Origin of the sequence: Pseudomonas triclosanedens (genome assembly GCF_026686735.1) — a bacterium.
Classification (GTDB): Bacteria; Pseudomonadota; Gammaproteobacteria; order Pseudomonadales; family Pseudomonadaceae; genus Pseudomonas; species Pseudomonas triclosanedens.
This window is the reverse complement of record NZ_CP113432.1, coordinates 1285533-1311743: the sequence shown is the minus strand read 5'-3', so window position 1 is coordinate 1311743 and position 26211 is coordinate 1285533. Positions and strand designations below refer to the sequence as shown.

The 26211-nt window shown below is 66.3% G+C and carries 21 protein-coding genes; 11 read left to right on the top strand and 10 right to left on the bottom strand.

All coding sequences use genetic code 11. From position 1 onward, the window contains the following. Nucleotides 1-292: 292 nt before the first annotated feature. The 4 genes from recD to OU419_RS06180 all read right to left on the bottom strand — a co-directional run bounded on the left by recD (nucleotide 293) and on the right by OU419_RS06180 (nucleotide 10442). Entirely contained in the window at nucleotides 293-2329 is a 2037-nt protein-coding gene (gene recD, locus OU419_RS06195) for an exodeoxyribonuclease V subunit alpha (RefSeq protein ID WP_254471773.1), read from the bottom strand. Continuing rightward, nucleotides 2326-6039 (bottom strand): exodeoxyribonuclease V subunit beta, encoded by a 3714-nt coding sequence (recB, locus tag OU419_RS06190; protein WP_254471774.1) that lies wholly within the window; start codon nucleotides 6037-6039, stop codon nucleotides 2326-2328. The genes recD and recB overlap by 4 nt, the downstream gene beginning before the upstream one ends. Continuing rightward, a complete protein-coding gene (gene recC / locus OU419_RS06185) occupies nucleotides 6036-9506 on the bottom strand; it encodes an exodeoxyribonuclease V subunit gamma (RefSeq protein WP_254471775.1) in 3471 nt (1156 codons plus the stop codon). The genes recB and recC overlap by 4 nt, the downstream gene beginning before the upstream one ends. A 99-nt stretch (nucleotides 9507-9605) precedes the next feature. Next, on the bottom strand, nucleotides 9606-10442 hold the full coding sequence (locus tag OU419_RS06180; RefSeq protein WP_254471776.1) for a DUF535 family protein: 837 nt from the start codon (nucleotides 10440-10442) through the stop codon (nucleotides 9606-9608). A 233-nt stretch (nucleotides 10443-10675) separates the two neighbouring features. Between OU419_RS06180 and ppk2 the strand changes: the two genes are divergently transcribed. Next, the gene (gene ppk2 / locus OU419_RS06175) at nucleotides 10676-11494 is read left to right on the top strand and encodes a polyphosphate kinase 2 (protein ID WP_254471777.1); all 819 of its coding nucleotides are present in this window, start codon (nucleotides 10676-10678) and stop codon (nucleotides 11492-11494) included. Between the two features lie 42 nt (nucleotides 11495-11536). Here the strand turns inward: ppk2 and OU419_RS06170 are convergent, their stop codons facing one another. After that, on the bottom strand, nucleotides 11537-12418 hold the full coding sequence (locus OU419_RS06170; RefSeq protein ID WP_254471778.1) for a LysR substrate-binding domain-containing protein: 882 nt from the start codon (nucleotides 12416-12418) through the stop codon (nucleotides 11537-11539). 127 nt (nucleotides 12419-12545) lie between these two features. On the opposite strand from OU419_RS06170, the gene OU419_RS06165 reads away from it, so the two are divergent. Further along, a complete protein-coding gene (locus OU419_RS06165) occupies nucleotides 12546-13148 on the top strand; it encodes a glutathione S-transferase family protein (RefSeq protein ID WP_254471779.1) in 603 nt (200 codons plus the stop codon). Between the two features lie 4 nt (nucleotides 13149-13152). Here the strand turns inward: OU419_RS06165 and OU419_RS06160 are convergent, their stop codons facing one another. Beyond that, entirely contained in the window at nucleotides 13153-14355 is a 1203-nt protein-coding gene (locus OU419_RS06160) for an MFS transporter (RefSeq protein WP_254471780.1), read from the bottom strand. Nucleotides 14356-14544: 189 nt separating this feature from the next. Here OU419_RS06160 and OU419_RS06155 point away from each other — a divergent pair, with 189 nt between their 5' ends. Next, on the top strand, nucleotides 14545-14775 hold the full coding sequence (locus OU419_RS06155; RefSeq protein WP_254471781.1) for a DUF2789 domain-containing protein: 231 nt from the start codon (nucleotides 14545-14547) through the stop codon (nucleotides 14773-14775). Nucleotides 14776-14791: 16 nt separating this feature from the next. On the opposite strand, the gene OU419_RS06150 is transcribed toward OU419_RS06155, so the two are convergent. Next, entirely contained in the window at nucleotides 14792-15067 is a 276-nt protein-coding gene (locus OU419_RS06150; RefSeq protein ID WP_254471782.1) for a metal/formaldehyde-sensitive transcriptional repressor, read from the bottom strand. A gap of 63 nt (nucleotides 15068-15130) precedes the next feature. On the opposite strand from OU419_RS06150, the gene dmeF reads away from it, so the two are divergent. From dmeF to OU419_RS06135, 3 genes are all read left to right on the top strand, one after another. Next, the gene (dmeF, locus tag OU419_RS06145) at nucleotides 15131-16117 is read left to right on the top strand and encodes a CDF family Co(II)/Ni(II) efflux transporter DmeF (protein ID WP_254471783.1); all 987 of its coding nucleotides are present in this window, start codon (nucleotides 15131-15133) and stop codon (nucleotides 16115-16117) included. A gap of 30 nt (nucleotides 16118-16147) precedes the next feature. Next, nucleotides 16148-17047 carry an RluA family pseudouridine synthase gene (locus tag OU419_RS06140; RefSeq protein WP_254471784.1) on the top strand — a complete coding sequence of 300 codons (900 nt, stop codon included), beginning with the start codon at nucleotides 16148-16150 and terminating at the stop codon, nucleotides 17045-17047. Nucleotides 17048-17189: 142 nt separating this feature from the next. Further along, a complete protein-coding gene (locus OU419_RS06135; RefSeq protein WP_268173190.1) occupies nucleotides 17190-17324 on the top strand; it encodes a hypothetical protein in 135 nt (44 codons plus the stop codon). Between the two features lie 169 nt (nucleotides 17325-17493). Here the strand turns inward: OU419_RS06135 and OU419_RS06130 are convergent, their stop codons facing one another. After that, nucleotides 17494-17787 (bottom strand): PsiF family protein, encoded by a 294-nt coding sequence (locus OU419_RS06130; RefSeq protein ID WP_254471785.1) that lies wholly within the window; start codon nucleotides 17785-17787, stop codon nucleotides 17494-17496. 232 nt (nucleotides 17788-18019) lie between these two features. Here OU419_RS06130 and OU419_RS06125 point away from each other — a divergent pair, with 232 nt between their 5' ends. The 3 genes from OU419_RS06125 (at nucleotide 18020) to OU419_RS06115 (ending at nucleotide 21269) form a co-directional block, all read left to right on the top strand. After that, the gene (locus tag OU419_RS06125; protein ID WP_254471786.1) at nucleotides 18020-19081 is read left to right on the top strand and encodes a sigma-54 interaction domain-containing protein; all 1062 of its coding nucleotides are present in this window, start codon (nucleotides 18020-18022) and stop codon (nucleotides 19079-19081) included. A gap of 202 nt (nucleotides 19082-19283) precedes the next feature. After that, a complete protein-coding gene (locus OU419_RS06120) occupies nucleotides 19284-19505 on the top strand; it encodes a hypothetical protein (RefSeq protein ID WP_254471787.1) in 222 nt (73 codons plus the stop codon). A 291-nt stretch (nucleotides 19506-19796) separates the two neighbouring features. Next, on the top strand, nucleotides 19797-21269 hold the full coding sequence (locus OU419_RS06115) for an inorganic phosphate transporter (RefSeq protein WP_254471788.1): 1473 nt from the start codon (nucleotides 19797-19799) through the stop codon (nucleotides 21267-21269). Nucleotides 21270-21327: 58 nt separating this feature from the next. Here the strand turns inward: OU419_RS06115 and OU419_RS06110 are convergent, their stop codons facing one another. Both OU419_RS06110 and OU419_RS06105 read right to left on the bottom strand, forming a co-directional pair. After that, a complete protein-coding gene (locus tag OU419_RS06110; RefSeq protein ID WP_254471789.1) occupies nucleotides 21328-24105 on the bottom strand; it encodes a PAS domain-containing sensor histidine kinase in 2778 nt (925 codons plus the stop codon). An 8-nt stretch (nucleotides 24106-24113) separates the two neighbouring features. Next, nucleotides 24114-24581, bottom strand: coding sequence for a TadE/TadG family type IV pilus assembly protein (locus OU419_RS06105; RefSeq protein ID WP_254471790.1), 468 nt, complete (start codon nucleotides 24579-24581; stop codon nucleotides 24114-24116). A gap of 170 nt (nucleotides 24582-24751) precedes the next feature. On the opposite strand from OU419_RS06105, the gene OU419_RS06100 reads away from it, so the two are divergent. Both OU419_RS06100 and OU419_RS06095 read left to right on the top strand, forming a co-directional pair. Then, nucleotides 24752-25231, top strand: coding sequence for a prepilin peptidase (locus tag OU419_RS06100; RefSeq protein WP_254471791.1), 480 nt, complete (start codon nucleotides 24752-24754; stop codon nucleotides 25229-25231). A 152-nt stretch (nucleotides 25232-25383) separates the two neighbouring features. Beyond that, a complete protein-coding gene (locus OU419_RS06095; RefSeq protein ID WP_254471792.1) occupies nucleotides 25384-26208 on the top strand; it encodes a response regulator transcription factor in 825 nt (274 codons plus the stop codon). The last annotated feature ends 3 nt before the right edge of the window (nucleotides 26209-26211 follow it).

Sequence of the window (26211 nt, the reverse complement as noted above, 5' to 3'; positions counted from 1 at the left end):
GCCGACGGATGGAACATCAGACGAATCTAAAAAGTTCGAATTCGGGAGCAGGCACACAAGATTCGCGCAGGCTCGTATCCGCCGCAGGCCGCGCTGGTGGGTAGCGCTGGCGCAAGCCTGAACCCATGAGCCCTCGAACATTTTCGATGCAGAGAGCAACTATCTCATCGGCCACTGCGCCAGGTCGCCTGGCGCAGCCGTCGGCCTGCCGCTCAGTGGCGGCCCAGAGCCTGCGCCGCGGCGGGCTGCGGCTTGCGCACCATTCGTCGGAGCGTATCGCCACACGTTGCGTTCACCCCTCCAGCAACCCGCTCGCCCGCTGTACCCGACGCTCGGTGGCCTGCTCCAGCACGTGCCAGCCACGCCCGGCGCTGGCCAGGGTGAACCAGCTACGGGCGCGGGTGATGCCGGTGTAGACCAGCTCGCGGGTAAGGATGGGGTTGAGGCTGTCGGGCAGCAGCAGGGCCGCATGGGTGAACTCCGAGCCTTGGGATTTGTGCACGGTCATGGCGAACACCGTTTCCACGGCTTGCAGGCGGCTGGGCAGGATCCAGCGTATCTCGTCGCCGCCATCGCCCGCCGGGAACGCCACTCGCGGCACCCAGCGCACACCGCCGTCTTCGTCGGCCTGGGGCAGCGCCAGGGCGATGCCGATGTCGCCGTTCATCAGGCCCAGCCCGTAGTCGTTGCGCGTGACCAGCACAGGGCGGCCAAGGAACCAGCCGTGCACACCGGGGATCAGTCCTTCACGATGCAGCAGTTCGGCGATAAGCTCGTTCAAGCCTTCCACGCCCCAGGGCCCGCGACGCAGCGCGCAGAGCAACTGGAATTGCCCGTGGGCTTGCAGCACTTCCCGCGCCCAGGCGTCCAACGCGGCCTGGCCGGCATCACTCTCCGGCCGGTTGCTCGCCAGCACGCTCAGGTAATGGCGATAACCGGCCGGCCCGAACAGGTCGCCGCCGCGTCCGCCATCCACCACCAGGTCGCGCAGGCTGCGGGTGTCCCGGGCGTCCACGGTGATGCGCGCCAGGTCTTCGTGACGGGCCTTCCAGACGTTGCGCAACGCCGCAATGTCCCCTGCGTTCACCGCCTCGGCCAACTGGCCGATGCCGCTGTCGGCGCTGAAACGGTGGCTGTGGCGCAACATGGCCACGGCCTGGTCGAGGTCGCTGCCCTGATCGTCGAGCAGCGCCGGGTCGATGTGCTCGCCGGTCACGGCCTCCAGCCAATCGCGGCTGGCCGGACGGTAGTGGCCGTCGCGGGCGCGGCTGCACAGCTCGCCCAGCACCGCACCGGCTTCCACCGAGGCGAGCTGGTCCTTGTCGCCGAGCAGGATCAGCCGTGCGCGGGGCGGCAGCGCGGCGAGCAATGCCGCCATCATTTCCAGGTCGACCATCGAGGCTTCGTCCACCACCAGCAGCTCCAGCGCCAGCGGGTTGCCGGCATGGTGGCGGAACTGGCGGCTGTCCGGGCGGCTGCCGAGCAGGCGGTGCAGCGTGGTGACGTCGGTGGGAATCGCCGCCCGGGCCGCTTCGCCATCGGGCAGCGCGTCCAGTTTCAGCCCTTGCACCGCGCCGGAAATCGATTCATTGAGGCGCGCCGCCGCCTTGCCGGTGGGCGCGGCCAGGCGGATGCGCAGCGGTCGGCCGCCCTCCCCCAGCGCCAGGCTCTGCAACAGCGCCAGCAGCTTGACCACGGTGGTGGTCTTGCCGGTGCCGGGGCCGCCGGTGACGATGCCGAAGGCGTTGCCGGCGACCAGCGCGCAGGCGAGCTTCTGCCAGTCGGCCGGAGCATCGGCCCGTTTCGGGAAGAGCGCATCCAGCGCCTGGCGCAACTGCGCGACAGGCAGTGAGGCTCGCAACGCTTCGCCCTGGCGCAGGCGCTGATCGATGCCGGCGCGCACTTCGCATTCGTACTGCCAGTAGCGGCGCAGGTACAGGCGCTTGCCGACCCGTACCAGCGGGGTGTCGCCGGCGCCTTCGCCGACCAGCCGGGGGTCGTTCAGCGCAGCCTGCCAGGCTGCCAGTTGCATACCGTCGAGCAGCACACCGGGCAGCTCGGGAGCGTCCTTGGCGGTGTCGCCCTCTGGCGGCAGCGACAGTGCGAAACGGCTGTCGGCCAGGGTGGCTTCGAGGTCGAGGCAGACATGGCCGCGGCCTAGCTGGTGGCTGGCCAGCGCGGCTGCAAGAACCAGCAGCGGATGCGCATCCGCCGCGCGTTCCACCAGGAAGACGGCGAAGGCGCGGTCCAGTTCGCGCAGCCAGCCACGTTCGGCCCAGCGGCCAAGCAGGTCGAGCATCTGGGAGGCGTCGGTGGGCGGCGCATTCATGCCGGAATCTCCTCGTCGACGGCACGGAACAACCGGTCCAGTTCATCCATCAGCGCCTTCGGCGGCCGCTCCAGGTACATCCCCTGGGTGGCCGACTGGCTACCGCGCAGGAACAGGTACATGGCGCCGCCGACGTGGCGTTCGTAGTCGTAGCCGGGCAGCCGCGCCTGCAACAGCCGGTGCAACGCGAACAGGTACAGCGCGTACTGCAGGTCGTAGCGGTGCTCCAGCAGGGCCTCGCGCAGGGCCGGCGCGGTGTAGGCGTCGTCGTCGGCGCCGAGCCAGTTGGACTTGTAGTCGGCCACGTAGTAGCGCCCCTGGTGTTCGAACACCAGGTCGATGAAACCCTTGAGCATGCCGTTGAGATGATTCGCCTGCAGTGCCGGCCGCGCCACACCACCGAGGGTGTGGCGGGTAACGATGCGGTCGAGGCGCTGGCTGTCGACCCGGTGCGTGGCGAACCAGAACTCCATTTCCTTCTGGTAGCTGGATAGCGTGGCGAGGCTGACCGGCGCGGCATCGGGCAGGCGGAATTCGGTGTGCAGCAGTTGCAGCAGCCAGCCGTGCAGCGGCTCGATCCAGCTTTCCCAGCCGCGCACCTTGCAGCGCCGCGCCAACTGGTCGCGCAGGCTCTGCGCGTCGCAACTGCCGAAACCTTCGTCGGCGGCCCACTCCAGCAGGCCGTGAAGGAAGCTGCCGGGGTTCGCGCCACGGGGGAAGGCGTGCAGGCTGAACGGCGCCGGCAGCACATCGGCCTCGCGCGCTTCCTCCATGCCGCCTTCGCGCAGCAGGTCTTCGCCGGCGCTGGTCGGCTCGTCCGCCGCCGGCGCGGGGGCGATGGATTCGACATTGTCGTCGCCAGCCAGGGCGGCCAGCGCGGAGTAGCTGGCGATCCACCATTTCTCCGCCACGCGGCGGCGCGGCTCGCGGGCGGCGCCAAGGTCGCCGGAGCACGTGGCCACGTATACCTGCGGGTCAGCCTCGGGCGCGGCTTCGAGGACGATGCCGGGCTCGCCGTCGCGCAGTTCGCCCAGGCGCTCGCCCAGCTCAGCCACGCTCAAGGCCTCACCACCGCCCAGCAGGTAGCCCATCGCGCCCTTGTGCAGTTCGGGGCTCTTGCTGTTGCTCATCACCAGCGGCGCCACGCCCAGCCACACGGCATGGCGCGCCCGGGTCAATGCCACGTAGAGCAGGCGCATGTCTTCGCTCAGGCGCTCGTCGTTGGCCTGCTGGAAAGCGGCCTTGGCCTGCTCCTTGTCGCGCGACAGCTCGACCACCCGCGTCTGGCCGGACTGGAAGCTCGGCGGCGTGGTGCTCTTGCCGTCGAGCTCGCGCCAGGTGCAGATGAAGGGCAGCAACACCAGCGGGTACTCCAGGCCCTTGGACTTGTGGATGGTCACCACCTTGATCAGGTCGGCATCGCTTTCCAGACGGAGGATTTCCTCGCTGGTGGGGCTTTCCAGTTGTTCCGCGAGCACACGCAGCAACGCGTGCTCGCCATCCAGCTCCACCGCCTCCCGCTGCAGCCATTCGGCCAGGTGCAGCAGGTTGGTGAGGCTGCGTTCGCCGTCGGTTTCGCGCAGCAGGCGCGCCGGCAGGGCAAAGTCCGCCAGCAGGCGGCGCAGCATCGGCAACACGCCTTGCAGTTGCCACAGGGAGCGGTATTCGCGGAAGCGCAGGACCATGTCTTCCCAGAAGCGCTCGTCCTGGTTCAGCCGTTCCAGGGTCGTCCAGTCCAGCGCCAGGCTGCGGGTAGCCAGTGCGATGCGCAGGGTACCGTCGTCGCCGGGATCGGCGCAGGCGCGCAGCCAGTGCAGCAGGTCGGCGGCTTCCTGGCTGTCGAACACCGAATCGCGGTCGGACAGGTAGACGCTGGCCAGGCGGCGCGCCGCCAGCTCGGCGCGAATGGCCTCGGCCTCGCTGCGCCCGCGCACGAGGATGGCAATGTCCGCCGGGCGCAGGGCTTTCCACGAGCCATCCGCGCCGCGCAGACCGCTGCCTCCGCTCTGCGCGGCGCTCAGCCAGCGCTGGATGGCAGTGGCGCTGCGGGCGGCCATTTCCTTGCGGTAATGGGTGGAGCCACAGACCTGGCCGTCGTTGTCCAGTTGCCAGAAGGTCATGGCGGGTGCCTGTGCGCCCTCCAGCACCAGGGTTTCCGAGCGGCCGCGCGCGCCCACTTCGAGGAACGGCACCGGGTTCTCCTGGCCCTCCACGGCGAAGCGGAACGCGGCGCGCGGGTGACCTTCGGCAAACAGGAAGCAGCGGTTGGCCGCCCGCACCATCGCCTGGGTCGAGCGGAAGTTGGTGCCCAGCGTGTAGTGCCGGCCTGCGGTGGCGGCGCGGGCGCGCAGGTAGGTGTGGATGTCGGCGCCGCGGAAGGCATAGATCGCCTGCTTGGGGTCGCCGATCATGAACAGGCCGAGATCTCGCGGGCTCTCTGCGATACGGTAGATGCGTTCGAAGATGCGGTATTGCAGGGGATCGGTGTCCTGGAATTCGTCGATCAGCGCCACCGGGAACTGCTCGCGGATGCGCCCGGCGAGACGCTCGCCAGTACTGCCGGCGAGTGCGCGGTCGAGGCGTACCAGCAGGTCGTCGAAGCCCAGTTCGGCGCGCTTCTGCTTCTCCGCCTCAAGGTTGCGCCGCACTTCGTCCAGGGCGTGCAGCAGCAGGTGCGGGGCGATGTCCGGACGCTGCTCGGCGCGCTCCACCCAGGCGTCGATGGCCTGCAGCGCCGGGTGCTCCGGCACCACGGCCTTGGCTTTCACCTTTATCCGCGTCTGGCCGAACTTGGCGAGGTTCTCCGGCGCCTCGGCGCCTTCGCTCCAGGCATCCAGCGCTTCGATCCAGCCGGCAAAGACGGCATCGTCGTCCTTGCCGCGATAGCTGTTGCCGTTGAGGTCGCCGCGCAGATTGCGCAGCAGCTCGGCAAGGCCGCCGCGGTCGGCGGCCCAGGCCTGGCGGGCGCGGGTTTCGGCTTCGTCGAGCTCGGCATACCACTGGCCGGTGGACTCCAGCAGCGCGCCGAGCGAGTCCGGCGCGGCCAGCGGCCGGTCGGCATAGCGGAAGCCCGCTTCCTGGGCGGCCAGCAGCGGTTGCAGGGCGCGGGCGAGCGCTTCCGGGCCGCTGTAGCAATGGCGCACGGCATTGGCCGCCGCGGCGCCCAGCGGGTAGAAGTTGCGCCGCCAGTAGTCGCGGACCGCTTCGGCGAGCAGTTCGCTCTGGTCGGCGGCCAGGTCCTGGGTGAACAGGCTGCCGCTGTCGAAGGCGTGTTCGCGCAGCATGCGGTAGCACCAACTGTGGATGGTCGAAACGGCGGCCTCGTCCATCCATTCGGCGGCGAGGCGCAGCAGGCGCGCGCAGCCCGGCCAGCGCTCGGCGGCATAGCTGTCGCGCAGTTCGGCCAGCAGGCCGTCATGCTCGCCGGCGGGGTCCGCGAAACAGCGTGCGGCTTCGCTCAGACGGGCGCGGATACGTTCGCGCAGTTCCTGGGTGGCGGCTTCGGTGAAGGTCACCACGAGGATTTCCGGCGGGCTCAGCGGCCGGCCAAAGGCGGCCTGCTCGCCACCGTGGTCGAGGACCAGGCGCACATACAGCAGGGCGATGGTGAAGGTCTTGCCGGTACCGGCGCTGGCTTCGATCAGCCGGCTGCCATGCAGCGGGAAGCTCAGCGGGACGAGTTCGGGGGTGCGGCTGCCGACGCTGCTCATGCGCTTTCCTCCTTGCGCGTCAGGAGCTGGAACAAGGGTCCGTAGAGCGTCTCGGCCCAGGCGGGGAATTCGTCGCTGGCGTCGAGGCTGGTGAAGTCCGGGTACACCCGCGTCAGCGCCGCCGAAGAGGCCGCCTCGCCGGATAGGTTGTAGCCGCCATCGTAGCGCTTGGCCGCCTCGCGCCTGGCGCGGTCCGGGTCGTCGCCAGCGGCCAGCCAGGCGAACGCCACCTTGCAGGCGACCGGCAGCGGGCGGCACATGCCTTCCCGCCAGGCGTCGATCAGCCGGTCCAGTTCGGCGCGCGCCTGTTCCCGCGGCAACGGTGGCAGTTCCAGGGTGCCGGTCAGGCCGACCAGGACGCTGCTCACCGGTTCGCCGCACAGTTGCAGCGCCAGGTGGCGTACCCAGTGGCGCACCAGCGAATGCCATTTGTAGCCGCGCCCTTCGTGCAGCTTGCCGCTGATCAATTGCACACTGCCAAGGCGGCCGTCGGGGGCACGGCGCAAGCCGCCAAGCCAGTCGGAAAGCTCGACCCCGGCGTGGGCGTGAGCGAGTTCGCGCTGTTCTTCTTCCACCTGCGACCAATGCTCCAGTTGTTCGCGGTAGCGCGCCAGCAGGTCGTACAGCGGTGCCACCAGCGCCTGGGCGGTGAAGTCGCCGAAGGCCGCCAGCGGCAGCCGGCCCTCGCGTCGCAGGCGCTCGACCTGTTCGTCCAGACGCTGGCCCAGTTGCTCGCCCTGCCAGTGCTGCTCGACCCAGGGCCGCAGCCGCTCGCAGAGTTCGAATTGCAGCAGCCAGCTATCCAGGCCGTTCAGTTCGAAGGGTTCTTCGTCCTGCCCGGTGAGTTGCTCTTCGCCAAAGCGCACTTTCAGGCGCTGGATGAAGAAGGCGTTGACCGGATTGGCGAGGAAGTCGGACAGCACGCGCAGGCCGATGGGGGCCTCCAGACGCAGCTCCGGGAGCGGCGCGTCACCCTGGCTGGCGTCGCCGTCGCGGTGCACGTCGCGCCATTCGCGGGCGTAGGTGTAGAGGCCGTCGATGCCGTGTGCAGCGTGTGCCTCGCCGAAGTAGGCGCGGCTGAACGGCTGCAGCGGATGCTCCAGGGTCAGGCCCTGCAACAGGTCGCCGCCGTCGGCGCGGCGCCAGCCATCGGCGAGGTGATCGCGCAACTGGCCGATGAGCACCGACGGCGGCCGTTCGCTGTTGTCGCGGATGCTCCGGCCCACCCAACTGACGTAGAGCTGGCGGCGCGCAGAAAGCAGCGCTTCGAGCAGCAGGTAGCGGTCGTCCTCGCGACGGGAACGGTCGCCCGGGCGGTAGTCGTTGCGCATCAGGTCGAAGTCCAGCGGCGATTGCGGGCGCGGGTAGTCGCCGTCGTTCATGCCCAGCAGGCAGACCAGTTGGAAGGGAATGGCGCGCATCGGCATCAGCGTGCAGAAGCTCACGGCGCCGGCCAGGAAGCGCTGGTTCAGGCCGCCCGCATCCAGGCCGCCGAGCCACGCCTCGCGCACTACCGAGAGCGGCAGCGAGGCGCTAAAGCCTGCGTATTCGCAGGTTTTCAGCCAGCCATCGAGCAGATCCCGCAGTTGCTGGAGCAGCAATTCGTCGTGGTCGCCGGTAACCCGGAAGAAGGCCTCGAGCAGGCCGCGCAGGCGCTCTACCCACTCCTGGGGCCCGGCGTCTTCGGCGAGCCGGGTACAGGCCAGTTCCAGCGCACCGAGCAGGCTGGCCAGCGGTCCGAGCGCGGCGGCGTCCAGCCCGCCGATTTCGGCGTAGGGCTGGATGCCCTGGAAGGCTTCGCCTTCGCCCACGGCGAAGCCGAGCAGCATGCGCCGCAGGCCGAAGCGCCAACTGTTGGCTTCCGCCGCAGCAGGCAGGCCGAGTCGTTCGCGCTGCCGACCGTCCAGGCCCCAGCGCACGCCGGCGCCGTCGATCCAGCGGCGCAGCAGCGGCAGGTCGGCATCGGCCAGGCCGAAGCGCTGGCGCAGGGCGGCAACGTCCAGCAGGTCGAGGATTTCACTCACGGCGAAGCGGCTGTCGGGCAGCCTCAGCAGGTGCTCCAGCGCCACCAGCAGCGGCTCGCGGCCACGCTGGCCCTGGTCGGCGAGGGTGTAGGGAATGAAGCGCCGGTCGTCACGCGGCAGTTGGCCGAACACTGCTTCGATGTGCGGCGCGTAGGTGTTGATGTCCGGCACCATGACGATGATGTCGCGCGGACGCAGCGTGGGGTCGGCGTCGAAGCGCGCAAGCAGTTGGTCGTGGAGGATTTCCACTTCGCGCTGGGCGCTGTGGGCGACATGGAAGCGCACCGAGTCGTCGGCCTGCGTATCCACCGCCGGCCAGTGTTCGCGGGTCTCGTCGAGCGGACGCAATTCGAGGATGTCGTCCTGCAACTGGCCGAGCAGGTGCCGCGGCGGTTCCTCGCTGAACAGGTCGATGCGCCCGTTGCTGACTTCGCCCAGGCGTGCGCGGTAGGTCTCGGGGTCGTCGTACTGGTCGAGCAGGTTGATGTAGTCGCGGCCCTGCTTGCCCCAGGCTGCCAGCAGCGGCTGGGCATACTGGTGCTGCTGGTCGTCGGAGAGCAGCTCGGGGGTACCGGCGCGGCGGCGCTGGCGGCGGTACTCATGGCGCAGCAGGTCCTTGTCGGCAACGATATCGGCCCAGTGGTGGCGACAGGGGTTGTGCACGCAGAGCAGCACCTGGGCGTGCCGCGCCAGCACGGCCAGCGCCTCGACGCTCTGTGCCGGCATGGCGGAGATGCCGAACACCACGACGCGCCTGGGCAAGGCCGGCAGCGGTGCGTCGGCGGCCTTCAGGCGCTCGACGAAGCGACGGTGCACGCCAGCCCGGCTGGTGGCCAATCCTTGTGGCCCGACGTCGGCCAACAGCGCGCGCCAGAGCGCGGCCTGCCAGCGGTTGTCGGCATCCAGCGGACGCAGCGTGCCGTTGGCCAGGCGCAGTTGGTCCAGGCCCTGGCTCCAGTCTTCGAGCCAGTCGGCACGGTAGACCTGGTACTGGTCGAACAGGTCGGCCAGGCGCTCGGCGAGCTGGTGGCGCTTGCGCAGGTCGGCATCGTCAGCGAGGAAGCGCTGCAGGGTGACGAACTCGTCCTGTTCGAGCAGCGTCGGCAGCAGACGCATCAGCCGCCAGGTGAGAGGGGCCTTGTCGAGCACGGAGACTTCGGGGATCTCGTCGCGGCCTAGCGCGCCACGGTAGGCACGCCAGAGGAATTGCGCGGGCAGTTGCACATCCAGCGCAGCGGTAACGCCGCAACCGCCTTCCGCCACGTCGCGCCCCAGCGCCAGCTTCAGCCACTGGGCGATGCCGTTGCTCTGCACCAGGATGATTTCGTTTTCCAGAGGCGCGAGCGGGTGCCGGCTCATCCATTGCACCAGGAGATCGCGCAGCGCTTCCGGATGGTTGCCGTGGATCACCATCAGGCCGGGGGTCAGTCGGTGCTCGCTCATCGGATCTCCTGAATCGGGCGAGCAGTCACTGCCCGCGGGGGTACGGCGGGCATTTCACCAAATGCGAACGGAACGGGATAGTGTTTTACAACGGCAGTGTCAGCGCACGCCTGCGCAGCCGCCAGCCAGCGCCCAGGCACGGCGGATGTCGCCGGTCACCGCCTCGCGCAGCGCTTCGCGGCGGCGGAACTCGCTGCGCCGCTGGCTTTTCACTTCGGCGATGTCGCGCTCCTGCTCACGCTCGGGCAAGCGGTACCAGTGCCGCTCACAGGGCACACCCTGCAGCTCCTGCCAAAAGGTGTCGTAGCTGGACCTCAACTTGTCCGAACAGCTATGCGCAGCATCAGCGATGCCCATGATCCGCAGTCCACCCATACACCTGGCAAGTTCGTACAAGGCCGAGATCAGCAGATTCTTCGGGCGCAGGCCGTGCATTTCCTTGCCCAGCCATTTCACCGTGCCCGCCTCGACGCTCGGCCTCGGCCCCTGTAGCCCACCGATCATGATGTGCTGCGCGCCAAGGCAGAAACTCAGTGAATACAGGCGCTCGCCGCCAGCATCGCGCAGGAACAGGCCGATTTCGCCCTCCCTGGCGAACTCCGAGGGTTCCAGCGACAGGCTCAAACGTTCGCCGCTCTTCAGCTCCACCTCGCACAGGGCAATGCACTGGTGGGCGAACAGCCGTCCGGACCAGGCGGTGGGCAACTGGCGCAATCGAGCGTAGTGCTCATACAGCGCGCGCAGGCGCCGGGCAATCCCCCAGTGCCGGCAGAGGTAGGTCTTGCGGTGGCGTCGGGCAGAAATCAGTTGCCCCTTGTAGGAGATGCCAAGCACAGGCTGGAGGCGCCGCTGGCGTGACCACTGCCAGTGCAGGCGCGGTGCGATCGCCATTGCCAGCACCTTCTGCACGGCATTTCGCAGGGAACGGAAAGGCATGGAGACCTCGGCGCGAGAAAAGATGGCCCAACGATCTCTACGAAACCTTTTGGAAGGCTTAAGGACGTGTAATTCGCGCGTGTCTGCGACAATTTCTCGCAGAACAGCCAGGAACCGCGAATCACGGCACCGCGAGCACGCCGATACTGTCATCAGGCAGAGGATCGAACCTGCTTGACCCCCGGCAGCCGCTATGCTCATTGCCACGGGACATATCACCCAGGAGGAAGGCGATGGCCAAGAAGAGCAAGGCGAAGAACCCGGCCAAGGAACCGGTCGGCAAGATGAAGAACAAGGAGTACGAGGAGCAGTTGAAGAAACTGACCGTCGAGCTGGTCAAGCTGCAGCAGTGGGTGGTGCACAAGGGGCTGAAGGTCTGCATCATCTTCGAAGGCCGCGACGGCGCGGGCAAGGGCGGCACCATCAAGGCCATCACCGAGCGCGTAAGCCCGCGCGTGTTCCGCACCGTGGCGCTGCCCGCCCCTACCGAGCGCGAGAAGTCGCAACTCTATGCACAGCGCTACCTGACGCACCTGCCGTCGGCCGGCGAAGTGGTGATCTTCGACCGTAGCTGGTACAACCGCGCCGGCGTCGAGCGGGTGATGGGTTTCTGCACCGAGGAGCAGGCCGACAAGTTCCTGGCCGTCACACCGCTGTTCGAGCGGATGCTCACCGAGTCGGGGATCATCCTGCTGAAGTACTGGCTGGAGGTTTCCCCGGAAGAACAGGAGCGCCGCCTGCGCGACCGCATCACTGACGGCCGCAAGATCTGGAAGCTGTCGCCGATGGACATCAAGTCCTTCTCGCGCTGGGACGACTACACCCGCGCCCGCGACCTGATGTTCGCCGCCACCGACTCGCCGTGGGCGCCGTGGTTCGTGGCACGCTCCGAGGACAAGAAGCGTGTGCGCCTGAACGTCATCAGCCACCTGCTCAAGCACGTGCCATACAAGGAAATCCCGCAGGAAGAGGTGAAGCTGCCCAAGCGCGGCAAGCTGGGCCGCTACAAGAGCCCGGACTACCCCTTCCACTTCGTCGACGAAGTCTTCTGAGATGACCGGACTGGTACCCCACGGGTGCCAGTCCGGCCTCCGCTACCCCAGATACATCAGCACCTCGCCCTGCAGCCACTCGGCAAAGGCCGCCACCTTGGCCTGCGTCGCCTCGCGCTCCGGCCACACCAGCCAGTAGGGGAAGCCGTACGGCACCCGCAGGTCGCTCAGCGTTACCAACTCTCCGCTCTCGAGCGCGCCGGCCACCAGGCTGCGACGTTCCAGGCCGATCCCCTGGCCCTGGCGTACAGCCTCGATGCTCAGGTTCGAGTCATTCACCACGAACTCCGCCGGCTCCTGCGGCAGCGCCACGCCCGCGGCCTGGCACCAGCCCAGCCAGGACTCGAAGCCGGTGATGCGAGGGCAGCGCAGAATCTGCTCGGGAGTCTGCGGCAAGCGGCCACCATTGAAGTCCGGCGCGGCAACCACCAGCAAGTCATCCTCGAACAGCCGATGCTGGGCCAATCCTTCCCAGCGCCCCTGGCCGATGCGGATCGCTACGTCCGCCAGCCCCTGGCGCAAATCCATCACTTCCAGGCTGGCCAGCAGGCGCAGGCGGTAGCCGGGATAACGCTGGCGGAAGCGAGGCAATCGCGGCAACAGCCATTTCTGGCCGAAGGATGGCGTAACGGCAACCACCAGTTCGTCTTCACCTGGCCGCGCTCTCGCCAGCCGCGTTGCCTCGGCGATGTCCTGCAGGGCACCGCGAATCTGCAGGGCGTAGAGCCGGCCCTCCTCGCTCAGGCGCAAGCCCCTGCCCTCGCGCAGCAGCAGGGTGACGCCCAGGAGGGTTTCCAACTGGCGCATCTGTTGACTGACGGCAGAGTGGGTGACGTGCAGCTCGGCTGCAGCCAGGGTCACACTGCCCAGACGCGCCACGGCTTCGAAACTGCGCAGGGCGGAGAGTGGAGGCAAGGCACTCATGTCAGTTTTCCTAACCGATTTGGTAATTAATCGTCACTGTTTTTGATGGGCCAATGCCGATAGATTCAAAGGAATAGCGCAAGCCGCGCCGATACCGCCATGTAATCTCCAATAACAGGACATGCTCATGCAACTGATCGGAATGCTCGACTCCCCCTTCGTCCGCCGCGTCGCCATCACCCTGCGCATGCTGGATGTCGACTTTCAGCACCGCTCGCTCTCGGTGTTCAGCACTTATGACGAGTTCCGCAGGATCAACCCGGTGGTCAAGGCGCCGACGCTGATTCTCGACGACGGCCAGACGCTGATGGACTCCACGCTGATCATCGACCTGATCGAACACCAGCACGGCCGCAGCCTGATGCCCGGCGAGAGCACCGCGCGCATTCGTGCCACTCGACTGCTGGGCCTCGCGCTGGCTGCGATGGAGAAGGCGGTACAGCGCTACTATGAGCAGCAGCGTCCGCAGGACAAGCAGCATGCACCGTGGCAGGGACGGGTCGAGGAACAGTTGCTGGCGGCTTGCGAAGCGCTGGAGCGTGATCTGGCGAGCCAGCCGCTGCCCCGTGACGAACACATCGACCAGGCCGGCCTGAGCATCGCGGTGGCCTGGACCTTCATCCAGCTGCTGCACGCCCAGCACATCCCGGCAGACAGCTACCCGAACCTGCGCGACTGGACCGCCCATGCCGAATCGCTGGAGGCGTTCAAGGCGTTCCCGCCGGTGTGACGGCTCAATCCTGCGGCAGTTCCTCATGGCGCTGCCGCGTCCAGCGCAGCAGGCCGAGGCAGATGAAGAAGCCGCAGACCGCAAGGCCGGCGGCGACCAGGAAGGTCGAGGCGTAGCCGTGACGGGCGGCGACCAGCCCCATCAGCGGGCCGGCCACGCCCATCGCCAGGTCGAAGAACAGCGCATAGGCCCCCAGACCGGCACTGCGGCTGCTGGCCGGTATGCGCAGCACCGCCTCCACCCCCAACGATGGGTAGACCAGCGACAGGCCGCAACCGGTGAGCGCCGCGCCCAGCAGCGCGAATGCCGGCGACGGAGCCTGCCAGAGCAACAGCAATCCGCAGGTTTCCACGGCCAGGCAGACCACCGCGACGACAAAGCCGCCAAAGCGGTTGACCATGCCGGAGAACAGCAGGCGCGCGCCGACGAAGCAGACGCCAAAGGCGGTCAGGCACCAGGCGGGGTCGGCCCAGCCCTGGCTGCCATAATAGAGCGTGATGAAGGTAGCCAGGGTGCCGAAACCGATAGAGCCGAGCATCACGCACATCCCGTAGGGCAGCACACGGCCGAGTACCGCGTGGAAGGCCATGCGCGTGCCGGGAATGACCGGCACCTCCTGCCGGCCACGGGCCGCGAGCCAGCCCAGGGCAGTCAGCAGCAGGATGCTCGCGCCCAGGCTCCACAGGCCCAGCGAGGCGGTCATCCCCACCCCCAGCGGCGCGCCGATGGCGATGCCGCCGTAGCTGACGATGCCGTTCCAGGAAATCACCCTGGCGGTGTTCTGCGTGCCGACCAGAGCGATGCCCCAACTGGCGGTGCCGATGCCGAGCAACCCCTGCGCCAGCCCGAACAGCAGGCGGCTGCCCAGCAGCAGGACCAGGCTCAGCCAGCGCACGTTTTCCAGGCTGGTGGAGAGCAACACCAGGGCACCGCCAGCACCCAGCACGCCCAGTCCGTAGAGCACCGCGCGCTTGGCGCCGTGGGTATCGGTGAGATATCCGGCGAGCGGACGCGAGGCCAGAGTGGCGAGGTACTGCAGACCGATCACCGCACCGGCGGTCACAGTGTCGTAGCCCAGCCCCTCATGGACGAAGCCGGGCAACACCGGCAGCAACAGGCCGATGCTGAAGAACAGGATGAAGGTGAAGATGACGGTGGCGAGTATCTGCAGGGTGACGGAGGCAGTTCGCTGCTCGGGAGAGCTCATGGACAGGCCTGGCGGTGGGTGGGCTACGCCAATCATTGCGCGCCGCCGGAAAAATGGAAAGCAGGCTATCTATTTTCCCGGTACGGAGTCCGCCCCATCCCTGCGCCGCGGCAGATGCACCTATAGTTGTTGCAACCGACCGCGTCCGCGCGGCGCTCCTTTCCTTCCAATGGGTTCACAGGAGGTCTCATGGATACCAGCCCGCACACCCTCGGCGCCCTCTTCAAGCAACTGGGCCTGCCCAACGGCCGGCAGGAGATCGACGCCTTCCTCGGCAGCCACCGCCTCGCCGCCGGTCAGGCACTGCCCGATGCGCCGTTCTGGAGCTCCGCCCAGGCCGAGTTCCTGCGCGAGGCGCTGGACGACGATTCGGACTGGGCCGAGGAAGTCGACGAACTGGCCGTGCGCCTGTCCGGCTGAAACGCCGGCGCAAGCGTCACTTCAGGTAGGAGCGCAGAACCCCCATCACCTGTTGCAGGTCTTCCTGGCGCTGCGCCGCGGTGCGCTCCTCGGCGGCCAGATGCTCGCGCAGGTGCCCTTCCAGCACTTCGGCCATCAGGCCATTCACCGCGCCACGGATGGCGGCGATCTGCTGCAGGATCGCCGCGCATTCGACGCCCTGTTCCAGCGCCCGTTCCAGCGCCTCGCTCTGCCCCTTGATCCGGCGCACCCGGGTCAGCAGCTTCTTCTGGTCCTTGATGGTGTGTCCCATGCGCTCATATCTCTCAAAGTATACTGGGGTATAGTATATGGAACGATTCCACGGACCATAATCATGCAGCCCAGCAGTTCCCCGCAAGACGGCCACCACGACCACGTATTTCATGAAGGCAACCCGCTGGCCGAACGCAATACCCTGCGCGCCACCCTGCTCACCGTTGCGATGATGCTGGTGGAGATCAGCGGCGGCTGGTACTTCAATTCGATGGCCCTGCTCGCCGACGGCTGGCACATGAGCTCTCACGCACTGGCGCTTGGCCTGTCCTTCGTCGCCTACGTGGCGGCGCGGCGCCTGCGCGACAACCCGCGCTTCGCCTTCGGCACCTGGAAGATCGAGGTGCTGGCCAGTTACACCAGCGCCATCCTGTTGCTGGGAGTGGCCGCGCTGATGCTGTTCGAGTCGGTGCAGCGCCTGCTCTCCCCTTCGCCGATCCATTACCAGCAAGCCATCGCCATCGCAGTGGTGGGCCTCGCCGTGAACCTGGTATGCGCCTGGCTGCTCAAGGGCGACCACCATCACCACGGACACGACCATCACCATGACCATCGCCACGACCACGGGCATGGGCACGCCCACGACCTCAACCTGCGCGCCGCCTACCTGCACGTGCTGGCGGACGCAGCAACCTCGGTGGCGGCCATCGTCGCGCTGGTCGGGGGCATGTTCTGGGGAGCCGCCTGGCTCGACCCGCTGATGGGCATCGTCGGCGCCGCGCTGGTGGCGAGTTGGTCGGTCGGTCTGCTGCGCCAGAGCGGCCGTGTGCTGCTCGATGCGGAGATGAGCGCCCCGCTGGCGGCAGAAGTCCGCGAAGTGATCGACGGACTGCCCTGCCCCGCGCGAATCACTGACCTGCATCTGTGGCGCGTCGGCAAATCCAGCTACGCCTGCATCCTCAGCCTGAGCGCCAGCCACGAACTGACTCCGTCGCTGGTGCGTGAGCGCCTGCAGGTCCACGAGGAACTGGCCCACATCACCGTGGAGATCAATCCGGCCCCCCACGGGTCGCCGCGCTTTGACGCCACGACCACACCTGCGGCCTAATGCGCGGCCTATCGAGTACCGGTTTTCCGCATGTCTGCATCCAGCTTCTCCGCCGCCCAGCAACGCGCCAGCACCCTGCACCTGCCCGCCGGCCCCTGGGCGACCGTGCTCGACTGCCTGTGTGCGCACTTCCCGGCCATTGACCGGGCTACCTGGCTGGATCGCATGGCACGCGGCCGGGTGCTGGACAGCGACGGCCAGCCGATCGGCCCGCAACATCTCTACCGCGAAGGGTTGCGTATCCACTACTTCCGCGAAGTGGCGCAGGAAACACCGATACCGTTCGAGGAAAGCGTGCTGCACGTCGATGAGCATCTGGTGGTCGCCGACAAACCGCACTTCCTGCCGGTGACGCCGTCCGGCCAGTACGTCGAGCAGACCCTGCTCGCTCGCCTGGCGAAGCGCCTGGACAATCCTTTACTGGTGCCGCTGCATCGGATCGACCGGCTGACCGCCGGCCTGGTGCTGTTCTCCGCCAATCCGGACAGCCGCGCGGCCTACCAGGCGCTGTTCCGTGAACGGCGTATCGACAAGATGTACGAGGCCATAGCCCCGGCGCTGCCGCAACTGGAGTTTCCGCATCTGCGCCGGTCCCGCCTGGTGGATGGCGATCCGTTCATTCTCATGCGGGAAGCCGAGGGCGTGCCCAACAGCGAAACGCGCATCGAGGTACTGGAGCGCCGGGGCGAATGGTGGCGCTATGCGCTGTACCCGGTGACCGGCAAGCGCCATCAGTTGCGCGTGCACATGTCGGCGCTGGGCGCGCCGCTGCGCGGCGACCCGCTCTATCCCGTGCTGCTGCCACGCGAACAGCGCGAGCCGGAAGACTACGCCAGGCCGCTGAAGCTCCTGGCCCGGGAACTGGATTTCATCGACCCGCTCAGCGGCCAGCCACGGCAGTTCCAGAGCCGCCTGCAACTCGACTGGTAGGGCACCGCCAGCGATCCCGCCCGCCAGCGTTCTCCATCAATTTCATCGATGGTGAACAACAAGACTATCCATTTCCGTCGATGATGGCCCCGGTGTTTTCATAGCTCCAACCCAACGGAGAGAAAGCATCAGGAGCCCAAGAATGAGCTACAGCGCAAAGTCGTTTTCCGCCCTCGTCAACGCCCTGCTGGCCGATGGCATCACCCGCCCCGAGCAGATGGCTCGCCAGCCGTTTCGCAACGCCCAGGGCTTCTGGTCCGCGGTAACCAGGAAATGAACCTGTCGCGATGGTCTTCGCCGCGCCTGAAGATCGATGGGGCGTTCATCGCCTACGCCCTGATCAGCGCCTGGCTGGTGTTCTCCGGCCTCTGACCCACCCGTGAAAAAGGGCAGCCCGCGGGCTGCCCTCTTGTTGTCGAACCACGCGGCCCTGCCGCGCTCCAGCCTCATTTCTTCAGACAGTTGCTCATGAACGCCTTGCGTTCGTCGCCCTTGAGCTCCTTGGTGGTGGCTGCGGCGTTGCAGGTCTTCATCTTCTCCTGCTGCGGCGTCATCGCCTTGGTGTCGCTGCCAGCCTTCAGACAGGTGCTCATGAACGCCTTGCGCTCGTCGCCCTTGAGGGCCTTGGCGGTAGCGTCGGCGTTGCAGGTTTTCATCTTGTCCTGCTGTGCGGTGGCGGCGAAACCCTGCACCGAAAACAGAAGGGCCAGTGCAAGCAGCGGAATGCGAACGATGGTCATGGAGAGGTCTCCTGGGATGGATTGCCTCTCTGAGCGTAGCTCGCGCCCCCGCATTGGCGACCCGGCGCGCCTCGCGGGCACCAGCGGTGAAGCAAAGCGCGAACCTGTCGTGGTTCACCGCCGCATCACAAGCAATAATGGTTATATATAAATTCTAATTAATAATTTTTTGAAATATTAAAAATGCCGCAGTATGGCGCTGCCTTCACATCCGGTACGCCAGGAACCTGCCATGTCGCTCTTGACCCTTCCCAATGCCCGCGAACAAACCAAGTCTGTCCGCGCCACGGTGCTGGTATTCGAGGATGCGCGTTCACAGGAGTTGCTCAGTCGCATCGAACGTCTGGCGCCGAGCGAGGCCAACGCGCTGATCATCGGCGAAACCGGCACCGGCAAGGAGCTGGTGGCGCGACATATCCACAAGCTCAGCCGGCGCAGCGGCGCCCCCTTCGTCGCGGTGAACTGCGGGGCGTTCTCCGAATCGCTGGTGGAGAGCGAGCTGTTCGGCCACGAGAAAGGCGCCTACACCGGTGCCATCAGCAGCAAGGCCGGCTGGTTCGAAGCGGCCAATGGCGGCACGCTGTTCCTCGACGAGATCGGCGACCTGCCACTGAACATGCAGGTCAAGCTGTTGCGTGTGCTGCAGGAGCGCGAAGTGGTGCGCCTGGGCTCGCGCACGCCGGTGCCGATCGATGTGAGGGTGGTCGCCGCCACCAACGTCAACCTTGCCGACGCAGTGGTCGCCGGGCATTTCCGCGAAGATCTGTTCTACCGCCTGCATGTCGCCACCATCCGCCTGCCCCCGCTGCGCGATCGCCCGGGCGACATCCTGCCGCTGGCCGGATTCTTCCTCGAAGAACACTGCCAGCGCCTGGGCTACAACCGCGCCAGCCTGAGCCCGGAAGCCGAGCGCAAGCTGCTCGCCCACAGCTGGCCGGGTAACATTCGCGAACTGGAGAACGCCATCCACCATGCCTTGCTGGTCTGCCGCAACCGCCTGGTGCAGCCAGCCGACCTGCAACTGGCAGAACTGCCCGGCGCCCCACGCCACGAAGCGCTCTTCCACCCGCTCGCGCCAGGCGCCGACGACGCGCTGGAACAGGCGCTGCTGAAGCTGTTCGAGAGCAACCGCGCGGACCTCTACGAGCATGTGGAAGAAGTGCTGTTCCGCACGGCCTATCACTTCTGCCACGGCAACCAGTTGCAGACCGGCCGCCTGCTGGGCATCAGCCGCAACATCGTCCGCGCCCGCCTCGAAAAGATCGGCGAGCTGAACCTCAGGCGCGTTGGCTGAGGTTCGCGCAGGCCCCGCCGTTCCTGGCCCGGCACCGTCCGTCGGCAGCATTCGTCCGGGCACCCCGCACGAAAGGTTATAATCCACGCCGTTTCTGGTCCGTCCCGGCTATGTCCTGTGCACCGACTACACTGCCTGTGGCAACGTCCAGGCGGGACGTTCACCAGCGACAAGCCAATATTCCCAGTCATCAGGACACATCGTGACCAAAGACGAACTGCGCGCGGAACTGGAGCGCCAGGAGAAACGTTACAAGGAAGTGTATGGCGGCGAAGTCACTCTCTACGCCGCTCAGCCGGCCCCCGAAAAGAAGCCCTGGCGCAAGCGCCGCAACCTGCTCGATCAGGCCTTCGACCGGGAACTGGAAAAGATCGAAGAACAACGACTGAAAAAGGAACGGGAAGCCGCTTCCCCGAAACCGTAGGTCCAGGCAATAGCGCTCACCGGCAGGCGTACCGAGCAGAGTTTTTCCGGTGGAAGACTCCGCGTCGATGAGTAGGAAGTGCTCTGTGGGGGAGCACGTATCCCGGACTAGAAAAATCCATCCGATGGGCCGACAACCCGGCGTGGAAGCATTGCAAGTTTTTTCCACCCGGCCTGAAAGCGCCGTGCGACGTGGCGTCGCGCATTTTCGAGAAACCGTTTCAGCCTAAATACGGTGCTCGACGCTTCTGGCATAATCGCCGCCCCGTCTCCGACCGGTCATAGAAACTTCATGTTCGATCTCTTCAGCGGACTCGATGTCTGGGTGGGTGTCAGCCTGGTTCTGGCACTTGCATTCGTACTCGCCTTCGAGTTCATCAATGGCTTCCACGACACCGCCAACGCGGTGGCCACGGTCATCTATACCAAGGCCATGTCGCCCTATCGCGCGGTGATCCTCTCCGGCATCTTCAACTTCCTTGGCGTGTTGCTCGGTGGCGTCGGCGTCGCCTATGCCATCGTCCACCTGCTGCCGGTGGAACTGCTGATCAACGTGAACACCGGCCACGGCCTGGCGATGGTGTTCTCCCTGCTCGCCGCTGCCATCACCTGGAACCTCGGAACCTGGTACTTCGGCATCCCCGCATCCAGCTCCCACACCCTGATCGGCTCGATCCTCGGCGTAGGCCTGGCCAATGCGCTGATCACCGACGTGCCGCTGGCCGACGGGATCAACTGGGGCAAGGCCATCGATATCGGCCTGTCGCTGATCTTCTCGCCGCTGGCCGGCTTCCTGGTGGCCGCACTGCTGCTGATCGGCCTGAAATGGATGTATCCGCTGTCCAAGATGCACAAGACGCCGGAAACCCGCCGCGACGTCGACGAGAAGAAGCACCCGCCGTTCTGGAACCGCCTGGTGCTGGTGATCTCGGCCATGACCGTAAGCTTCGTGCACGGCTCCAACGACGGCCAGAAGGGTATCGGCCTGATCATGCTGGTGCTGATCGGCATCGTGCCGACCAAGTTCGTCCTCGACCTGAACAGCACCACCTACCAGATCGAGCGTACTCGCGACGCCGCCATTCACCTGCAGCAGTTCTACAACCGCCACTCCGACACCCTGGGCGAGATGCTGGCCCTGGGCAAGGCCGGCAATGCCGAGATGCCGGACCTGTACCGTTGCGAACCGACGCAGACCGAAGCGACCCTCAAGGGCCTGCTGACCGACCTGCACGGCGTTTCCAGCTACAACGACCTGAAGGACGAGGAGCGCGTACAGGTACGCCGCTACCTGCTGTGCCTGGACGACACCGCGAAGAAAGTGGGCAAGCTCTCCGACCTGCCGTCCCGCGAGAAGGCTGACCTCGAGAAGCTGCGCAAGGACCTGACCAGCACCACCGAATACGCGCCGTTCTGGGTGATCATCGCCGTCGCCCTGGCCCTGGGTATCGGTACGATGGTCGGCTGGAAGCGCGTGGTACTGACCGTTGGCGAGAAGATCGGCAAGCAGGGCATGACCTATGCCCAGGGCATTGCCGCCCAGCTCACCGCAACCGCCGCCATCGGCATGGCCAATATCTACAGCCTGCCGGTCTCCACCACGCACGTGCTGTCCTCCGGCGTCGCCGGAACGATGGTGGCCAACCGCAGCGGCCTGCAAGGCAACACCGTACGCAACATCCTGATGGCCTGGGTACTGACCCTGCCGGTCTCGATCGCGCTGTCCGCCGGCCTGTTCTGGCTGTCCTCGCGCTTCGTCGGCTGAGCCAAAGCACCACGAAAAACGCCTGCATCCGCAGGCGTTTTTCATTTCCGGCGATAGTTCAGGGCGGCGGCAGGAGCGGCAGGCGGATCGTGAATCGCGCCCCGCCCTTGAAGTTGTCCACCGACAGGCTGCCGCCCATGTTGCGGATCAGGTCGTGGCTCACCGACAAGCCCAGCCCGGTGCCCTTGCCAATCGGCTTGGTGGTGAAGAACGGCTCGAAGATCCGCTCCATCAGCGCGCTGTCGATGCCGCCAGCGTTGTCCCGCACGTGCAGTTCCACCCACCCCGGATCGACACATGGCCCCTGGAACACACCGATCCAGCGAGCCGCCTCGACTTCACGGCCAAGCAGCGCATCGCGCGCGTTGGCCAGCAGATTGATCAGCACCTGCTCCAGTTGATCGGCGAAGCCGCTGACCGCCACCCGCTGCGCTGGCGGCCGGCATTCGAGCAGGATGCCCTGCTGCGCCAGGCTATCGCCCAGCAGCGCCAACGCGCCTTCGCAGGCATCGAACGGATCGAAGGGCGCGACCTCCAGTTCCGACTTGCGGCTGAACACCCCCATGTGGCCGATCACCCGCGACAACCTGTCGATCTGTGCGTCGGCGCGTTCGAGCTTCTCCTTCAGGTACTCCGGCTCCGCCAAGCGCTGGCGGGCGTTGTACAGCGCCATGCGCATCACGTGCAGCGGCTGCTTCATCTCGTGCGCCATGCCACTGACCATCTCGCCCAGGCTGGCCATCTTGGCGCCCTGGGCCAGTTGCTGCTGGGCGTGCCGCACAGCGGTGTTGTCGCGCCCCACCGCCTGCACTTCCAGCAGGCGCCCATCGGCGTCCAGCAGTGGCCGGTCCGACCACACCAGCCACAGGTTGCGCTGGCCCGGAAGGCTGAAGCGCAGTTCCCAGGAATCGTCGCCGGCCGCTTGCCCGCTCCCCACCAGGCGTGCGCGCAAGGCACTGCAATCCTGGGCCGACAGCCACTCGTCCAGGCGTCGGCCGAGCAGCGCCTCCACCGGCTCGCCCAGCACCTGGGCGAAGGTGCGGTTGATGAACGTCAGCGCAAGGTCCGGGCCGTAGCGGCAGATCAGTGCCGGCGAGTCTTCCACCAGCACCCGGTAACGCTCCTCGCTCTCGGCGATCTGCAACGCCGCCTGATGCTGTTCGGTGACATCCAGCCAGAGCCCGACCGCCTCCTGCGGAATACCCTGGATATCGCGCAACAGCTTGGCTTCGTCGTACATCCAGTGCCAGCCGCCGGCGCTATCGCGCAGGCGGTACTCGGTGCGCACGCGGCCCTCGCGCAGCAACTCGCGGCCACGGGCGAGGAAGATCTCCAGATCGTCCGGGTGCACCCGCTCGGCCAGTGCCTGCCAGCTCTGTCCCTGCAGGTCCAGCCCAAGCAGGTTGCCCGCGCTCTCGCTGTAGAACTCGGGGATCAGGTGCCCCTCCTCTACTCGCTGCACGTAGATCACCACTGGCGCGCTGTCGATCAGGTTGCGTAGCCGGGCGTGGGCCGCCAGGGCCTGCTCCTCCTGCAGCTTGCCCTCGCTGATGTCCAGCAGCACGCCATCCATCAACTGATCCCCCGCACGGGCCTGCATCCGTCCTTGCAGACGCAGCCAGCGACGAGTCTGCGCGGATGCCGCGCCGCGCAGGCGCAGGTCCTGCATCAGGCGGCCACCGGGTTGCAGATTGCGCAGGCGCAGGTTGAGTTCATCGGCATCCGCCGGGTGCAGCATCGGCAACAAGTCGGTGAGAGCCAACTGGCCTTGTCCGGCTGCCAACCCCAGGCCCGCCGCTACCGCCGGCGACAGCTCGAACACACCGTCATCCACACGCAACCGCCACCAGCCTCCGCCAACCATGTCCTGCAGCAGCGTCAGCCGCCGGCTGCTGTCGCGCAGGTTGTGCAGCTCGGAACGCTCATGCACCAGGTTGGCGAGGATTTCCGCCAGATACTGCCAGTCACCGGGCGTCGGCCCTATCCAGGCACCGCCCGGCGTCGAGGGCTCGGCCAGCAGTCCCGCCAGGCGCCCGCCGCGAACCGGCGCGGGTACCAGGTAAAGGCGCTCGCAGCACAGCGTCTGCAACAGGTCCGAGCGCGCTCCGCCGGCCTCCAGCAGCACGGCACCGATGGCGCGCCGCAGTTCGCCGTCAGGCAGCGCCAGGCCTTCGCGCAGCAGGCTATCGATGCCCGGCTGCACATGGCAGGCAAAGACCCGCAGGACACCATCGGCAGATTCCAGCAGCAGCGCCATCGAGCACATATGGAACGCGCCACAGAAGGACTCCAGCACCTCCGCCACTGCATCCCCCAGACGCCGCTGGGAGCTGTGCCGCAGGCGTGCCAGCAGCAGCTTGCTGAGATTCAGACATTGCAGCTTGTGCTGCTGGCTGTCGGACTGCCAGTTCAGGTCGGAGATATCGGTGCCCAGCAACAGACAGTGCTCGTCCGCCTGCAACACCGCCTGGAAGCGGCAGACCAGCGGCAGTTCTCCGTTGCCGCGCAGCACCAGATCGACCCGCTCGCCGCCACGCAGGTCGGTGAGGGGCATGCTGCCGGGCAGGCGGCGCTCGAGGTAGTCGCTCAGCGGCAGCGCCTCGCCGGGGCTGCCTGAAGGCTGCAACAGGCGATGCACCTGCCGACCGCCACGCGCAACCACACGGTCGCGGCTGTCCAGCTCCAGCCAGATATCCCAATGCTCGGCGGCGCTGGGTACCTTCACTTCGTCGGCGGACAGAGCCGGTCGCCGACGCGCCGCAAGCGGACGGCTGGGTGCCGGCACCGAAGGCTCCTCGTCCTGCGTCCCGGCCAGCGAGCGGAAGAAATCGAACATCGGCAACCTCAGAGCAGCACGCTGGCCTGCCCGGTGAGCACGTTCGGCAGGCGCGGTATGGTGCCGATTCCCGGCAGCGTCAGCAGCGGAACCACCGGAGAGGCGGCGTAGGGATAGTTCACGCAGACCTGAATGCGCGTGTAGCTGCGTCCCTGGACGGTTTCGGTGGTCGGCGTATTCAGGTACGCGCCGTTGTAGCAGCCGTTGCGCCAGGAGGCCGGCATCCAGCTCAGGCGCTGGTTGACCGCGCTGTCCACTGCGCTGCGCAACGCGGCGTTGTAGTCGTTCGTGCCGGGGTTCACCGACACCGCGATGCGCGCCCCTGCCGCCGCCGCATCGTTGAATGCCTGCAGCATCAACAAGGGCACGCAATAGCCGAGCAGCCCGTAGAGCACGGCGAAGAACAATACGAATACTGCGGCGAACTCGATCGCTACCGCTCCGCGTTGCCCGCGGCAACTGCCGACTCCTTTCATTCGCGGTACTCCTCGGACAACGTCAATAGTTGAATGACTGTTCAGGTTATCGGCGCCGCGAAAGATTTCCGCAGTAACTTTTCCGAGCCCGGTACTTGTTGATCAATACTAGTTGCTGCTGGCGAAGCGACAGAAAGTATTAATCCCTCAATAAGGATATGGATATTCCAATGCTGGTGAATTTCCTGCTGCTGGGCTGGTTCGCGGCATGTGCTTACCAGGACCTCACACGTCTGCGCGTAAGCAACCTGCTGACCCTCGGCGGAGCGCTGATCGCTGGGGTTTTCCTCCTGCTGGAGGGCCATACGCTGACCGGCCATACACCGTTGGAGGCCTCGTCCGCCGTGGTTCTCGCATTACTCCTGAGCCTTCCGGGCTACGCCCTGGGGAAGCTCGGCGCCGCCGACGTCAAGGCGCTGCTGGCGCTGGCGCTGGCCAGCGATCCGCAAGCGCTGCTCTACGTTCTCGCACTGGCCAGCCTGTTTACCCTGGCACTTATGTTCGCCAGCAAACTTTTGATTGATTCGGATTGGCTGCCTGCTAATTTCGAATCGAAATTAGCGAGACTGCTACCGTCAACTTTCAAGTCATTCCCGTTTATCTTCTCCGTTTTCGTCGGACTTCTGACGTATATGTCGTTCATCCATTGAACGAAATCTTCACATGGCAAAATCCAAACTTAACGACTATATGCTAAGGGTTAATACCGCCCGTCGAATGGCGTTAAACCCGGCTCCGGTATTTGCTCGTCCGGGCGATAAAAACAATGAAATCGTGGCATTCCTTCAAGGAGCGTGCAGTCATGGAAAAGTCGGCCAATCGTCGTTTCAGCGTGCTGGTCATCGACGACGAGCCCCAGGTCACCGCCGAACTGTCCGAGCTGCTGGAAAACAGCGGCTATCGGTGCGTGGTCAGCGATAGCAAGGACAGCGCTCTACAGCGCTTCCGCGACGATCCATCGATCGGTTTGGTGATCTGCGATCTCGGCCTGGGCCGCGACAACGGCATACGGGTAGTCGAGGCGCTGAAGGAGACAGCCGGCAGCGGACGCTTCTTCGAAACCATCATCCTCACCGGCCAGCAAGGCAGCCAGGAGGTCATCGAGGCCATGCGCGTCGGTGTCGCCGACTACTACCAGAAGCCGGTATCGCCGATGGACCTGCTCAAGGGCCTGGAGCGCCTGGAAGCACGCCTGCACGAACGCATCCGCAGCCAGCTGAGCCTGAGCCATGTGAACCAGCGCCTGGAATACCTCGCCGAATCCCTCAACTCGATCTCGCGGGATATCCACAAGATCAAGTACGAGGTGCACGGTGCCGGGCAGCCCAGCAGCGTACTCAAGCAGGAACCGGCGGAAGCCCGGGACAGCGTACCGAGCAGCGCCGAACAGATCGCCCCGGTGGTGAACAATCCGCTGTTCAACAAACTCTCTCCGCGCCAGCAGGCCGTGGCGCGCCTGGTCAGCAAGGGCCTGACCAACTACCAGATCGCCTATGACCTGGGCATCACCGAGAACACCGTGAAGCTCTACGTTTCGCAGGTGTTGCGCCTGATGCACATGCACAACCGCACGCAACTGGCCCTCGCGCTCTCCCCTTCCGCGGCGCAGAGCAGCGCCGTGCACTGATGC

Coding starts and splice junctions, on each gene's coding strand:
- ppk2 (WP_254471777.1), top strand. CDS start 10,676: ATGGCCAAGAAGAGCAAGGCGAAGAACCCGGCCAAGGAACCGGTCGGC.
- recB (WP_254471774.1), bottom strand. CDS start 6,039: ATGAGCAGCGTCGGCAGCCGCACCCCCGAACTCGTCCCGCTGAGCTTC.
- OU419_RS06165 (WP_254471779.1), top strand. CDS start 12,546: ATGCAACTGATCGGAATGCTCGACTCCCCCTTCGTCCGCCGCGTCGCC.
- OU419_RS06115 (WP_254471788.1), top strand. CDS start 19,797: ATGTTCGATCTCTTCAGCGGACTCGATGTCTGGGTGGGTGTCAGCCTG.
- OU419_RS06100 (WP_254471791.1), top strand. CDS start 24,752: ATGCTGGTGAATTTCCTGCTGCTGGGCTGGTTCGCGGCATGTGCTTAC.
- OU419_RS06160 (WP_254471780.1), bottom strand. CDS start 14,355: ATGAGCTCTCCCGAGCAGCGAACTGCCTCCGTCACCCTGCAGATACTC.
- OU419_RS06155 (WP_254471781.1), top strand. CDS start 14,545: ATGGATACCAGCCCGCACACCCTCGGCGCCCTCTTCAAGCAACTGGGC.
- OU419_RS06110 (WP_254471789.1), bottom strand. CDS start 24,105: ATGTTCGATTTCTTCCGCTCGCTGGCCGGGACGCAGGACGAGGAGCCT.
- OU419_RS06150 (WP_254471782.1), bottom strand. CDS start 15,067: ATGGGACACACCATCAAGGACCAGAAGAAGCTGCTGACCCGGGTGCGC.
- recD (WP_254471773.1), bottom strand. CDS start 2,329: ATGAATGCGCCGCCCACCGACGCCTCCCAGATGCTCGACCTGCTTGGC.
- OU419_RS06140 (WP_254471784.1), top strand. CDS start 16,148: ATGTCTGCATCCAGCTTCTCCGCCGCCCAGCAACGCGCCAGCACCCTG.
- OU419_RS06170 (WP_254471778.1), bottom strand. CDS start 12,418: ATGAGTGCCTTGCCTCCACTCTCCGCCCTGCGCAGTTTCGAAGCCGTG.
- OU419_RS06180 (WP_254471776.1), bottom strand. CDS start 10,442: ATGCCTTTCCGTTCCCTGCGAAATGCCGTGCAGAAGGTGCTGGCAATG.
- OU419_RS06095 (WP_254471792.1), top strand. CDS start 25,384: ATGGAAAAGTCGGCCAATCGTCGTTTCAGCGTGCTGGTCATCGACGAC.
- recC (WP_254471775.1), bottom strand. CDS start 9,506: ATGAGCGAGCACCGACTGACCCCCGGCCTGATGGTGATCCACGGCAAC.
- OU419_RS06125 (WP_254471786.1), top strand. CDS start 18,020: ATGTCGCTCTTGACCCTTCCCAATGCCCGCGAACAAACCAAGTCTGTC.
- OU419_RS06105 (WP_254471790.1), bottom strand. CDS start 24,581: ATGAAAGGAGTCGGCAGTTGCCGCGGGCAACGCGGAGCGGTAGCGATC.
- OU419_RS06135 (WP_268173190.1), top strand. CDS start 17,190: ATGAGCTACAGCGCAAAGTCGTTTTCCGCCCTCGTCAACGCCCTGCTG.
- dmeF (WP_254471783.1), top strand. CDS start 15,131: ATGCAGCCCAGCAGTTCCCCGCAAGACGGCCACCACGACCACGTATTT.
- OU419_RS06130 (WP_254471785.1), bottom strand. CDS start 17,787: ATGACCATCGTTCGCATTCCGCTGCTTGCACTGGCCCTTCTGTTTTCG.